General features: G+C 33.8%; 12 protein-coding genes. All 12 read right to left on the minus strand.

Translation table 11 applies throughout. The annotated features are described in order from the left end of the window. Nucleotides 1-1426, minus strand: a 1426-nt coding sequence (locus ACZYT4_RS11990) for an alpha-amylase (RefSeq protein WP_463786036.1), incomplete at its 3' end; no start/stop codon positions are given. Between the two features lie 84 nt (nt 1427-1510). Next, complete coding sequence (locus ACZYT4_RS11995; RefSeq protein WP_463786039.1) at nt 1511-1774, minus strand: metal-sensing transcriptional repressor; 264 nt, start codon at nt 1772-1774, stop codon at nt 1511-1513. Next, nucleotides 1774-4263 carry a heavy metal translocating P-type ATPase gene (locus ACZYT4_RS12000; RefSeq protein ID WP_463786042.1) on the minus strand — a complete coding sequence of 830 codons (2490 nt, stop codon included), beginning with the start codon at nt 4261-4263 and terminating at the stop codon, nt 1774-1776. Before ACZYT4_RS12000 ends, ACZYT4_RS11995 begins: the two co-directional genes overlap by 1 nt. Before the next feature lie 101 nt (nt 4264-4364). Then, nucleotides 4365-5333, minus strand: coding sequence for a D-2-hydroxyacid dehydrogenase (locus ACZYT4_RS12005; RefSeq protein ID WP_463786045.1), 969 nt, complete (start codon nt 5331-5333; stop codon nt 4365-4367). Continuing rightward, nucleotides 5330-6664: an aspartate kinase gene (locus ACZYT4_RS12010; protein ID WP_463786048.1), complete on the minus strand. Its 1335-nt coding sequence runs from the start codon at nt 6662-6664 to the stop codon at nt 5330-5332. Before ACZYT4_RS12010 ends, ACZYT4_RS12005 begins: the two co-directional genes overlap by 4 nt. 93 nt (nt 6665-6757) lie before the next feature. Next, nucleotides 6758-7342 (minus strand): xanthine phosphoribosyltransferase, encoded by a 585-nt coding sequence (locus ACZYT4_RS12015; RefSeq protein WP_463786051.1) that lies wholly within the window; start codon nt 7340-7342, stop codon nt 6758-6760. Next, nucleotides 7339-7860, minus strand: a complete 522-nt coding sequence (locus ACZYT4_RS12020) for a GNAT family N-acetyltransferase (RefSeq protein WP_463786054.1) — start codon at nt 7858-7860, stop codon at nt 7339-7341. Before ACZYT4_RS12020 ends, ACZYT4_RS12015 begins: the two co-directional genes overlap by 4 nt. A gap of 41 nt (nt 7861-7901) precedes the next feature. Next, complete coding sequence (locus ACZYT4_RS12025) at nt 7902-8366, minus strand: methylated-DNA--[protein]-cysteine S-methyltransferase (protein WP_463786056.1); 465 nt, start codon at nt 8364-8366, stop codon at nt 7902-7904. After that, a complete protein-coding gene (locus ACZYT4_RS12030) occupies nt 8366-9685 on the minus strand; it encodes an amidohydrolase (RefSeq protein ID WP_463786058.1) in 1320 nt (439 codons plus the stop codon). The genes ACZYT4_RS12025 and ACZYT4_RS12030 overlap by 1 nt, the downstream gene beginning before the upstream one ends. Further along, nucleotides 9669-11375 carry an adenine deaminase C-terminal domain-containing protein gene (locus tag ACZYT4_RS12035; RefSeq protein WP_463786061.1) on the minus strand — a complete coding sequence of 569 codons (1707 nt, stop codon included), beginning with the start codon at nt 11373-11375 and terminating at the stop codon, nt 9669-9671. The genes ACZYT4_RS12030 and ACZYT4_RS12035 overlap by 17 nt, the downstream gene beginning before the upstream one ends. Nucleotides 11376-11386: 11 nt before the next feature. Continuing rightward, the gene (locus ACZYT4_RS12040) at nt 11387-12430 is read right to left on the minus strand and encodes an ABC transporter substrate-binding protein (RefSeq protein WP_463786063.1); all 1044 of its coding nucleotides are present in this window, start codon (nt 12428-12430) and stop codon (nt 11387-11389) included. 18 nt (nt 12431-12448) lie between these two features. Further along, nucleotides 12449-13486: an ABC transporter ATP-binding protein gene (locus ACZYT4_RS12045; protein ID WP_463786065.1), complete on the minus strand. Its 1038-nt coding sequence runs from the start codon at nt 13484-13486 to the stop codon at nt 12449-12451. Nucleotides 13487-13492 lie beyond the last annotated feature (6 nt).

The raw sequence follows: 13492 nt of genomic DNA on the forward strand, positions 1-13492 counted from the left end.
CTTTTTTAGGTATGTATACACTCACACTTCCATCTTTTACATGAAATAAACCAAAGCCATTTTCATCAATAATCACATCTTCCATGATATTTCCTAAATAATCATGAAATACCTGATTATGATACTGTTTGCCGACATACATATATAAACTCCCACCAGTATTGTTTGTCAATATACAGGCCAGACCTTTTTCCTCACGAGTCCATCCAATGATATGACGATCTTGAAAATAATCATTTTGTTTTCCATAAGCAAAATGTTGACGTAAATATAATAGCTGATCAATGACTTTTGCATGACCAGTTATATGAGCTTGAGCAATTCCATAATAGTCACCATAAAAAATGCAAGGATATCCATCTTTTCTTAATAATATCAAAGCATATGCCAATGGTTTGAACCAATCTAATATCCAAGACTGCAAGCCCTGCTGTGGTTGTGTATCATGATTATCTACAAAAGTCACGGCATGAACACATGATCTTTGAACTAACGTTCCGTCAAATATTTTGGACATATCATATTGTCCAAAGCTATGTGAAGCTTCATAAAAATGATAATGTAAAGGAACATCAAAAAGTGATAATGAGAAATCAACCATCCTTAAATAAGAAAGTAATTTCTCTACATCTCCATGCCAATATTCACCTACAGTAAATAATTCTTTTTGAGAATATTGACGCATTTTTAACAACCATTCTTTATAAAATGAAGAACTGATATGTTTTACAGCATCTAATCTCAAACCATCAACCTGTGTCAAATCTAGATACCATTTGCCCCAATGCTCTAACTCTTTAACAACATTGGGTTGAGAAAAATCTAAGTCTGCACCCATCAGATAATCATAATTTCCATTTTCATTATCGACTTGAGCATCCCATTGTTTATCTTGAAACAGAAATGTAGCATGTCTTTTTGAGTTTGCATCATAATCAATGCCATCAAAACATGTCCAATCCCAAATAAAAGAACTGTATTTGTGTTGACGGCCAGGAAAAGTAAAACGCGTTGGAACACGAATCCATTCATCCTGTTTGACAATATGATTAGTATTATGAACATTCACTTCTGATGCTTTTACATTTTCATATTCGTCACCACCCATTTTATGATTCAAAACAATATCTGCATAAACATCAAGATGGACTTCATGTAAACATTGAATAGCCTTTAAATAATCATCTTTTGTTCCATATTTGGTTGGAATACTTCCCTTTTGATCAAATTCACCTAAATCATACAAATCATAAACTCCATAGCCTACATCCTGTTGTCCACCAATACCTTTAAATGCAGGTGGTAGCCAGACAGCTGTTATTCCGATTTGAGAAAGATGTTTGGCATCTTCTTGAATTTTTTGAAAAAGATAGGGTTGATTAGGTAAATACCATTCAAAATATTGCATCATAACACCCTGTTTCATCATTCATCACCTCTATACTTATGAGTATAAAGAAAAAAGTCAAAGACTGCAATGACATCATAACAATCTTGACTTTCCTTTGCTTTATTTCATTAATTGATTAATAATATCTTTCATTTCCTGAATTTTAACATCTGCATCTTCACTGCCAATCGCATCATGAACACAATGTTCCATATGTGCAGCTATAATTTCTTTGTTCGCACGCTTCAAAATAGCTTGTGTGGCCATAATCTGATTAGATATATCAATACAATAACGATCATCATCAATCATTTTTAAAATACCATCAATCTGCCCACGAGCTGTTTTCAATAAACGTGTCACTTGTTTTTGATCAGCTTGCATTATTCAAATCCTTTAACAGTATATCCAGCATCTTCGACCGCTTTCACTAAGATGCTTTCATCAACATCATGACTTAATTTCAAGTAAGCACAGTTATTTTTTAAATCAACTGTTGCTTCTACACCATCAATACTATTTAAAGCTTTGTCCACATGTTTTTGACAATTTTGACACATCATACCTTCAATATTCATTGTTTTTTCCATTTTCTTTTCCTCCTGTTTCTTTTCTATTTGATGATAAGCATGTTTTGGTTTAAAAAATCTTAATCTTAAAGCATTGCTGACAACAAAGACAGAACTTAAGCTCATAGCTGCTGCTCCAAACATTGGATCTAATAACCATCCAAAAAGAGGATAGAAGACACCTGCAGCAATAGGAATACCAATTACATTATAGAAGAAAGCCCAAAATAAGTTTTCTTTAATATTCTTCAAAACAGCATGACTTAATTCAATGGCATTGACAACATCCTGTAGATCATTTTTCATCAACACAATATCTGCAGAATCCATCGCAATATCAGTTCCCGATGTCATCGCAATTCCCACATCAGCTCGCATTAATGCAGGGGCATCATTAATACCATCTCCAACCATAATAACACGCTCACCTTGCGTTTGCAATTGACGAATATGTTTTTCCTTATCTTGTGGTAAAACTTCCGCAATCACCTGAATACCTAGCTGCTCTCCAATATGCTGTGCTGTGAGTTGATTATCACCAGTTAACATATAGATAGATAATCCCATATTCTTCAATTGTTCAATAGCGCTTTGACTTGTTTCTTTTAAAACATCACTCACAACAATCAGACCAATAACACGCTTTGCATATGCATAATATAAAGGTGTTTTTCCTTGTGCCGCTAATGCCTGTGCTTTTTGTTGCACTGGTGATAAATCGATATCATATTCTGCCATTAAACGCTGATTTCCTGAAAGAATCTGATTTCCATCAATGAAACCAACAAGACCTTTTCCAGATAACATCTCAAAAGACTCTAAATCCTTCATTTCCATATTTTTTGATTGTGCATAATCCACAACAGCTTTCGCCAAAGGATGTTGCGATGAGTTTTCGATTGTCGCAGCTAAGCTTAATAATTCATCTTCACTCATATCAACCGGATAAACTTCTGTGACCTGTGGTTTTCCTTTTGTGATAGTCCCTGTCTTATCCAAAACAATACTTTTTGCTTTGGATAACAATTCTAGATTTTCAGCTGATTTAATCAGAATACCCAATTGAGCTCCTTTTCCTGTTCCTACCATAATAGCAGTAGGTGTGGCTAATCCCAAAGCACATGGACATGAAATAACCAAAACTGCTATGGCGCATGTTAAGGCAAAATGGAATGTCTGTTGTCCTAAAGTTAACCACAAAATAAAGGTCACTAAAGAAATTGTCATCACAATAGGAACAAAAACACCACTAATCTGATCAGCCAGTTTGGCGATAGGTGCCTTTGATGAACTTGCTTCCTCTACCAGTTCAATAATCTGTGATAATGTGGCTTCCTGGCTCATACGTGTCACTTGAACTTGAATATAACCTTCAATATTCATCGTCGCTCCAATAACCTGATCATTGACAGTTTTATCCACTGGTAAACTCTCTCCAGTAATCATAGATTCATCAATAGAAGTCTGCCCCTTAACAATCGTTCCATCAAGAGGAATACTTTGTCCTGATTTGACAATGACAATATCTCCTACCTGGACTTTTTCAATAGGCATACTCACTTCCTGCCCATCTTTTAAGACTGTCGCTGATGAAGGCATCAGACCAATCAGTTTTTCAATAGCTTCCGTCGTTTTCTTTTTAGAACGTGATTCTAAATATTTTCCTAAAGATATTAAAGTTAAAATCATAGCAGCTGACTCAAAATACAATTGCATCATATATCGATGGGCTTCTTGCATTTGTCCATGGCCAAGACAATATCCCATCATAAAAATAGCATAGATACTATAAACTGCAGCTGCTGTTGACCCCATGGAGATTAACGTATCCATATTGGGACTGCGATGCCACAAAGATTTAAAGCCTCTTTGAAAATATCCACGATTTATATACATGACAGGTAAAGTTAAAAAGAGCTGGGTTAAAGCAAAGACCATCATATTCTCTTCACCCGTTAAAAAGGCAGGTAATGGCGCACCCATCATATGTCCCATTGAAATATAAAATAATGGAATCAAAAAGACAAATGATAAAATCAATGAGCGTTTTTGATGATCAACAGTTTCTTCCTGTTTTTTTGCCTGAATGGTTTCTTGTTCTAAAGATGCTTTATATCCAGCATCTTCAACAGCCTTTTCTATGGCTTCAGGCCCAACCATTTTTTCATCATAATCAACAACCATACTATTACTTAGTAAATTGACGTTAACATCTTTGACACCATCAAGATGCCTGACTGCTTTATCTACATGGGCACTGCATGCACTACATGTCATACCCATAACATCATATTTTTGTTTCATAATACACCTCCTACACCCCTGTGGGGTATACTATTATTATACTCATCCTTTTCTAGAATGCAAATATAATGATAAAAAAACTATACCATTTCTGATATAGTTTACAAAATAATCGTTTTCTTTCGATAACCCGTTTGAAAATCAACAAGATTTTCTAATTCTTCATGAGCTTTTAAATGATGAAGATTGCGGATAACAAGATTAGCAAAAGCAGTTCTTGCGCTTTCCCATACATATCCTCCTGAAGCATGAGGTGTGATCAAAACATTATCCATTTGCCAGAGAATATGATGTGATGGTAAGGGTTCTTCTTCTAAAACATCTAATCCTACTCCATAAAGATGACCACTTTTTAAAACTTTGACAAGTGCCTCCGTATCAATCGCACTACCTCTTCCCACATTAATCAAAACCGCATCTTTTTTCATCAGTCGTAATTTACGTTCATCAAATAAATGATAAGTCTGTGGTGATTGTGGTAATGCTAAAACTACAAAATCAGCACGAGGTAAGACTTTATCCAAATCTTCTGTTACATATAATTCATCAATACATGGTGGGCAAGCAGAAGCTCGACGTTTTACACCAATGTTATAGCATTCAAAAGCTTTTAATCTTTTGGCAATCGTATATCCCAAGTCACCTAATCCAACAATCACAACTGTCTTGCGATAAAGTTCCAAACCTGTTTGTTCAGGTTTCCACAAACCCTCTTTCATATTCAAAATATATGTTTTGAAATTCTTATTTATCGTTAAAATCATCCCTAAAGCATGTTCTGCAATAGCACAGCCATATGTTCCCGAAGCATTCGCTAATAATGTTTCTGAAGATAAAACACCCTCTTGAACATATTCATCACTTCCTGCACTATTTAACAAGATTGCTTGAATATGACTCTGATTCAAATGGAAGGAAAGTGGCGGATTTCCTATAATAACATCGCAGTTATCAATCATATCCTGAGTCACATCTTTTGTTGTTGAATAGATAAAATGATCTTCCAAAAATGTTTCTTCAATCATTTGAAACTGTTCTTTTTGTAAAGGTGCCAACATTAAAATATTCATGAATTCACCTGTTGATCGTTTTCAATGAATTCTTTATAAATAGCTTTAATGGCTGGTTTAAAATAACAGTTACGAACTCCAATAATAATATTTAATTCACTTGATCCCTGATCAATCATTTTAATATTGATATTTTCTTTCGCAAGTGCTTTAAAGACACGTGCAGCTGTTCCACGACTCGCCTTCATACCTCTACCAACAACTGCAATCAATGCCAAATCTGATTCTAAAACAATAGAATCAGGATGAACACTACGATGAAGACCTGCTAAAATATCTTGTTCCTTGTCAATAAACTCTTCAGTATTTACAATTACAGTCATTGTATCAATACCAGAAGGCATATGTTCAAAAGAGAGATGATAATCTTCAAAAACCTGCAAAACCTTACGTCCAAATCCAATTTCTGAATTCATCATATCTTTTTCTATCATAACTGTCGCAAAGCCCTGAGTCCCAGCAATACCTGTAATCACGTGAGCTGGTTTATGACAAGTACTTTCAACAATCAAAGTTCCTGGATCTTCAGGACGATTTGTATTTTTGATATTGATTGGTATTCCCTCTTTACGAACAGGGAACACTGAATTTTCATGTAAAACAGACGCTCCCATATAAGATAATTCTCGTAATTCCTTATATGTAATCGTTTCAATAACATCTGGATTTTTCACAATACGTGGATCTGCAATCAAAAATCCTGATACATCAGTCCAGTTTTCATAAAGATCCACTTTTCCATTTTTTGCAACTATAGAACCAGTCACATCTGAACCACCTCTAGAAAAGGCTTTGATTTTTCCACTATCATCATTTAATGATCCATAAAACCCTGGAATAACAGCATAAGGTGTCTGTTCCAATTTTTGTGATAAAACAGGATCAGTTTTTTTAGCATCATAATTTCCATATTCATCAATAAATATGACATCTTTCGCATCAATAAATTCAAAACCGAGATAAGCCGCTAAAATCTTTCCATTTAAATATTCTCCACGACTCACTATAAAATCTTCACTTGCTCCTTCTTCTAATGCTCTTTGAATCAATTCAAAATCATCATCCAATGATATATCAATATGCAGACTATCGATAATCTCCTGAAAACGTTCTTTGATCTGATCAAAAATCAAATGAAATTCATTTTTTGTTGGTGCATAAAAAACCTTATATAAAAGGTCTGTCACTTTGGTATCGTCTTTAAATCTTTTTCCTGGTGCACTAGGCACGACAAAATGTCTTTCAGGATCACTTTTTATAATATCATAGACTTTTTGAAATTGAGTCGCATCAGCTAATGATGTTCCTCCAAACTTAACTACTTTACTCATGGTTCTCTCCTCCATTAATATAAATAGAATACATGATTCTGCCTATTTATTCAATATGAAAAAACAAAATATCTCGGATTCACCGAGATATTCCTATTGTTTTCTAAACACAATTTCGCCTTTGACATCATCCATGTGTTCAATAATGGCTAAAGACTCAAGATGATAACCTAATTCTCTAATTTTCTTTCCACCACTTTGATATCCTTTTTCAATCACAATACCAATTCCTTCAACAGTCGCACCTGCTTGATGAATCAAATCAATCAAGCCTAAAACAGCACATCCATTAGCTAAGAAATCATCAACAATTAAAACATGATCATCCTGATTTAAATATTGTTTAGAAATCACAACATCATTTGTTTTCTGATGTGTAAATGAATCAACTTTTGTATGATATAAATCATCAGAAATATTAGATGATTTCGATTTTTTCGCAAAGACTACTGGTACATTTTGAAAATGTCTTGCGGTCATAACAGCCACTCCAATACCACTTGCTTCTATCGTTAAAATTTTATTGATAGGATGCTTAGCAAAAAGCATTTGAAATTCTTTCCCCATCTCATCTAAAAACGCCACATCAATCTGATGATTTAAAAAACTATCTACTTTTAAAATATTACCTTTTTTAACAATACCTTCTCTAATTATTTTTTCTTCTAATGCTTTCATAATTCTCCCTTTTGATATACAACTTCAAATATTTCTTTCTTTACTTTTTTATATTGTTCTTCACTCATGATATGTGGATAAGTCATCATTGTTAAAGAGACTGGCTGATCCTGACCTCTAAATGTTGGCTGAAGATAATGATATGGATTTAAAACAAACTTCCATTTTTCATAAAATTGTATTCTTCTTTTAGAAATTTCATCATGTGGTTCTTCAACTTCTAAAAACAAGAAATCATCTTTGTATAAACAACAAAATTCTTTAAGAAACTGGCTACCCAATCCTTTTCCTCTCATTTGACTATCAACAGCAAAGTTTTCTAAATATATACAACTCTTTAATTCCCAGACAATCATTGCTCCTAATAAGGCATCTTTTTCATATTGCGCATAAATAGTGAACATATCTTTTTCAAAAAGTTCTTTCATCTGTTGATAAGGTCTTAACTCTGCTGGAATGAAAGATTGTTGAAACAAATGATAAACTTTATCAAATTGTTCAATACTGATTTTTTTCACACTGACACCACCTTTGTTTCATTCTACCATAATCAAAGCAATCAACACAAGTGCTGCTCTAAACGAAGTAAAAAGAGCTTTTTATCTATTTCATTCCCATATCCACCTAAACGCCCTGAAGCACTGATGACTCTATGACAGGGAATCAAAATAGATATGGGACACTCACGTAAAGCACTCCCTACTGCTCGATAGGCACGAGGATGTCCAATCGCCTGAGCAATTTCCTGATAACTTCGCGTTTCTCCATATGGAATCTGGATAACTGCCTGCCATACCTTCTGTTGAAAAGCAGTTCCATTTAAAAATTGAAAAGTGACGTCAAAACAAGTTCTTTTTCCCTGAAAGTATTCATCTAGCTGTCTTGCTATCTGACGTAAATAAGGTGTTTCCTCTTTGATACCTTCATCATTAGCAAGTGGCTGCCCACAATAGACAATTGTCTGGTCTAAAGATGCAAGCATCATATCACCTAATGGTGATGAATATTGATAATAATAAATCATTAGATATTCTCTTTTTTGGCATACTCTAAAGCTTTTTGAGAGAAAGTCAAAGAAGCCGTCATGAGATGATTCTTTAATAAATCTAATGATGTATTTTGCAGCCTTTTATGACGAACCAGACATTGTCCATTGACATAGACTGTATCAACCTGACTTGCATTGGCACTATAAACAAGTGCTGAGTAAGGATCATAAAGTGGGTACATATTGACTGAATTTGTTTCTACAATGATAAAATCAGCTTTTTTATTGACTTCCAAAGAGCCCACCATATGATCAATATGTAAAGCTTTTGCGCCTTGAATCGTTGCTAAAGCAAGAATATCTCTTGCTGGGAAAGCACTACGATCATGATTAACAGTCTTATGAACACAGGCAATCATTTTTAACATAGAAAACAATTCTAATGTATTACCACTGGAAGGTCCATCTGTACCAAGACCAACCAGTACATGATGATTTAATAATGCTTGTAACGGCATTACCCCTTTTCCAGCCTTTAAATTAGAAACCAAGCAATGTGCTACTGCGCTTTGCTTTTCTTTAAGTAACTGTATATCATGTTCATTGATATGAATACAATGAGCTGCCACCAGACGATGATCCAAAAGACCGTAATGATTTAAAAATTCAATCGGTGTCATTTGGTATGTCTTTTGAAAATAATCCATTTCATAATCGAGTTCACTGACATGCAATGAAAGGGGAACATCAAATTTTTCAGCCAATTGATGAGCCTTCTGTAAATGTTTCAAATCATTTGTATTCGTCGCATGAGGCGCTACAAAAGGAACAATCAATGGATGATTTTTCCATTTAGGAATAAACCATTCACAATAGTCTAGACCGCCATAGGGTTTCTCACTGTCACAGCTGGCAAAATCAACAATTGTCTCACCGACAAAAGCACGCATTTTCATTTCATCTGCAGCTTTAGCAACTTCATCTTCGAAATAATACATATCCATAAAAGTTGTGATACCTGACAATAACATCTCTGCCATAGCATATAATGAACTATGATAAACAAGATCGGCGCTCATATATTTTGATTCTAGTGGAAATAAGAAACGACGCAAACGATCCGGACAATCATCTCCTAGGCCACGAAATGGTACCATTCCTAAATGTGTATGTGTATTAATCATTCCCGGTAATAATATACCCTGATGCCCATCAATACATTGATCATAGTTCCCAGAACAAACTTGTCCAATTTCTATGATATTTTCATCTTCAATAATCATTTGACCATTTTCAAAAACATCAAATTGTTCATTCATTGTTAAAATTGTTACATTTTTAATCAGTGTCTTCATGATTTTCCTCCATCAATGGAATCATCTTCTGATGATATGTATCCATCATTCCATAATCTGTCATTTTCAATTCTGGAGAAACGGGTAAAGAAAGTGTCGACAATGACATAATCACATTATCATGTTCATAGCCTAATTTTTCCATAGCGTCTCTCACAAGACATAAATCATGTGATAATTGTGCTAGGGGCTGATCACTGATAATACCCCCTACATTTAATAATGCATTAGCTTGAATCTGTTGATTTTCCACAACGAGGTAACCACCTTGTTGCTTTAACAGCTGATGTTGTGCAACAATCATATCTTCTACACAATTTCCTAAAACCATTATATTATGATGGTCATGAGCCCAGCTTGTGGCGATAGCACCTTTCATCTTTAATGTGTTTTTAACAAATGCATGTGCAATATGTCCATTTTTATTATACCTCTCAAAAACTGTCAGCAAACATAATCCAGCACTTTGATAATCAACATAGCCGTCTTTAACAGGTAATTTCATCTGAATATGTTTTGTGAAAGTAGAATGTGGCTGGACTTCCATGACATTGCATAAAACTTCTTTTTGTGACGCTGCAATCTGAAAATCTTCAAAAGACGCTTCTTTTGCATAAAGTGAGTGATAAAAATCCGGTGGAAAAACAGGTTTTTGATCGTCAATAACAATATCTTGATGACAATGATAGACACATTTTCCTTTTTTATAAACACTATGAATTTGAAAATCATACAAATCATCTAATAAGATAAAATCTGCCAGTTTGCCTGGTGCGATACATCCGCGATCAATCATATGCATACGTCTTGCTGGGGTATATGTTGCACAATAAATAGCTTTTTCTATTGGCATACCTAAATCATATGCTAATTTAACCAACAAATTAAGATGACCCTGCTGTAACTGATCCGCCATCACATCATCTGTCACAAATGCAAAATATTCATAGAACTGATGATTGACTAATGTTTGAATGGTCTCTTGAGACATTGATTTTCTTTGAATTTCTAAAAACATTCCATTTTTAATTTTTTCAACAATAGATTCTGGAGTTTGTTGCGTATGATCCGCATCAACCCCTTGATAAATATATTGTGCCAAATCTAAACCAGATATTTTAGGACAATGCCCCTCTATAGGCAACTGCCATCTTTCCTGATGACATGTACGAATAATCTGATTAATGAGAGTCTCTTCACCACCAATCAAATCTTTAAAATTCATAACTTCACCTAAACACATGATACGTGGATTTTTCAAGAGTTGTTTAACATCCTCTACATCAATTTTTCCTCCAGTTGTTTCCAAACATGTATTTGTTGAAGGAACTGAAGAAGGAATTCCATAAAAAATATCCAATGTTGTTTCATTGGATATCATTGTTTCAATGCCACGAATCCCAAAAACATTTGCTATCTCATGTGGGTCAGCAACAACTGTTGTGACCCCATGAGGTAAAACCGCTTGTGAAAATTCGCTTGGAATTGTCATAGAACTTTCAATATGCATATGGATGTCAATCAACCCAGGAATCATGTACTTTCCTTCGCCATCAATCACTTTATGAACAGAGAGAGATTCATCATCACAAATGTAATAAAACTTATCTTCTTTGATATAAACATTCTTCTTTTCAAAACTCTGTGTAAAAGTATTATAGACATGTACATTTTTTATGAGCTGATCCATTATGATATCTCCTAACTATTTAAAATACGTGTCCATTGATCAACCCAGTCTTCTAACAATGGGTTTACAAATTTAAAATCAATAACTTTTGCACGTGCTGCTACATCACCATAAGTTTTATTTAAAGCTTCCTCTTCATTTAATTCTACAGTTTTGTTTGTAGGAGCTTCATTTAAATCAGATACAGCATCTTTATATTGTAAATCTTTACTTAATCGCCAATCAATATATTTGTAAGCCAAATCTTTATTATCAGAATTTTTATTGACTTCAATTGTATTAAAATTAGCATATGTTCCAGAAGCAGGTACAACATATTCACAGTTTTTATTATTACTTTGAATTAAGCTAACACCAAAATCTGCAACAACCGCTACTGATATCTCGCCAGCACTAAACATATTTGTTAAATCTGAAGATTTTGTATATGTTTTGACAATATTTGGCTTTAATTCTTCTAATGCTTCAAAAGCTGCTTTTCCGTCATCTGTCGTAATATCTACGCCTTTATAATCACTTGCAATATGTACCATAGCAGGACCAAAAGTTGTTGTGATTTCTGGAATAGAGATTTGTCCTTTTAAACGTGTATCCCATAAATCATTCCATTCTTTAATTTCAAATCCTACAGCTTCTTTATCATAGATAATACCAATACTGTTTAATGTATAAGGTACACCATAACCATTTTCATCTTTTAATTGAGCAGCAGCATCAATCAAATCTTTTGCATTACCAATTTTAGAATAATCTAATTTTTCAAACAAGTCAGCTGCATATCCTTTTTGTGCTTCTGCCTGAGATAATTCAATAATATCTACATCTGAATTAGGATTATTTGCAAACTTCGTATAACGATCAGAAGTTCCTCCTTCTTCAACAACAATTTCACAATCATTAGCCTCTTCAAACGGTTCATAAACATCTTTTTTTACAATATCAGCATTTAATCCCCATGTAGAAACAACTAATTTTTTTGTGTCACTACCGCTGTTACTAGAACAACCAACTAATACCATGGCTCCCGCCATTAAACCAACTAACAATTTCTTCACTTTCTCTACCTTCCTTTCCTAAACTAAGACAATTTTATTTGCTGGTAAATACATCTGAATGCTATCTCCCTGCTTATAAACTTCCTCACTACTACTGCTTACTACAAGTTTACCAATAGAAGTATCTACTTCATATTGATAACTCTTTCCAAGAAAAGTTCTCACAGTCACCTCTCCACTAATCAGATTTTCATATTTATCAGCAGATGTCACGATTTCAATATCATCAGGACGAATTGTTCCCTTACATGTTTGTAAATCGTCATCATTGTCTACCTTTACTATATCACCATTTTGATTTTTGTATTGATGTTCTTCAACTTTTGTTAAATCAAAGAAGTTCTCAAATCCAATAAATCTGGCAACAAATTCAGTTTTTGGTCTTGAGTAAATATTTTCAGGTGTATCATATTGTTCAATAACACCATTATTCATAACTGCAACTTTATCAGAAATTGAAAAACATTCTTCCTGATCATGAGTTACAAAAATCGTTGTGATTCCTAACTTCTTCTGTAATCTTTTGATTTCTACTCGCATCTGAATACGTAATTTTGCGTCTAGATTACTTAATGGTTCATCTAATAACAACAATTTTGGTTCAATAACAAGAGCTCTTGCTAAAGCAACACGTTGACGTTGTCCACCAGATAATTGTTTAGGTAAGCGATCTGTCAATCCTTTTAAATCACAAACTTCAACAACTTCATTGATTTTTTCTTCCATCTGTGCTTTATCCATTTTTCTCATTTTCAAACCAAATGCAATATTTTCTTTAACTGTTAAATGTGGAAATAAAGCATAACTTTGGAAAACCAATCCAAAATTTCTTTTGTGAACAGGAACTTTTGTCATATCTTCACCATCTAAAATGAAGTTTCCTTCCTGAGGATCAATAAATCCTGCAACAACACGTAAAGTTGTTGTTTTTCCACAACCAGATGGTCCTAAAAGAGAAACCAGTTCTCCTTTTTCAATATCAAGATTCAATCCCTGTAAAATATAATTTTTTTGATGATATGCGACTGCTATATCTTTCAAGCTTAAAAATGCCATGATTGT

This window comes from Massilimicrobiota sp. mt181, from assembly GCF_055420065.1.

Coding starts and splice junctions, on each gene's coding strand:
- ACZYT4_RS11995 (WP_463786039.1), bottom strand. CDS start 1,774: ATGCAAGCTGATCAAAAACAAGTGACACGTTTATTGAAAACAGCTCGT.
- ACZYT4_RS12000 (WP_463786042.1), bottom strand. CDS start 4,263: ATGAAACAAAAATATGATGTTATGGGTATGACATGTAGTGCATGCAGT.
- ACZYT4_RS12005 (WP_463786045.1), bottom strand. CDS start 5,333: ATGAATATTTTAATGTTGGCACCTTTACAAAAAGAACAGTTTCAAATG.
- ACZYT4_RS12010 (WP_463786048.1), bottom strand. CDS start 6,664: ATGAGTAAAGTAGTTAAGTTTGGAGGAACATCATTAGCTGATGCGACT.
- ACZYT4_RS12015 (WP_463786051.1), bottom strand. CDS start 7,342: ATGAAAGCATTAGAAGAAAAAATAATTAGAGAAGGTATTGTTAAAAAA.
- ACZYT4_RS12025 (WP_463786056.1), bottom strand. CDS start 8,366: ATGATTTATTATTATCAATATTCATCACCATTAGGTGATATGATGCTT.
- ACZYT4_RS12030 (WP_463786058.1), bottom strand. CDS start 9,685: ATGAAGACACTGATTAAAAATGTAACAATTTTAACAATGAATGAACAA.
- ACZYT4_RS12035 (WP_463786061.1), bottom strand. CDS start 11,375: ATGGATCAGCTCATAAAAAATGTACATGTCTATAATACTTTTACACAG.
- ACZYT4_RS12045 (WP_463786065.1), bottom strand. CDS start 13,486: ATGGCATTTTTAAGCTTGAAAGATATAGCAGTCGCATATCATCAAAAA.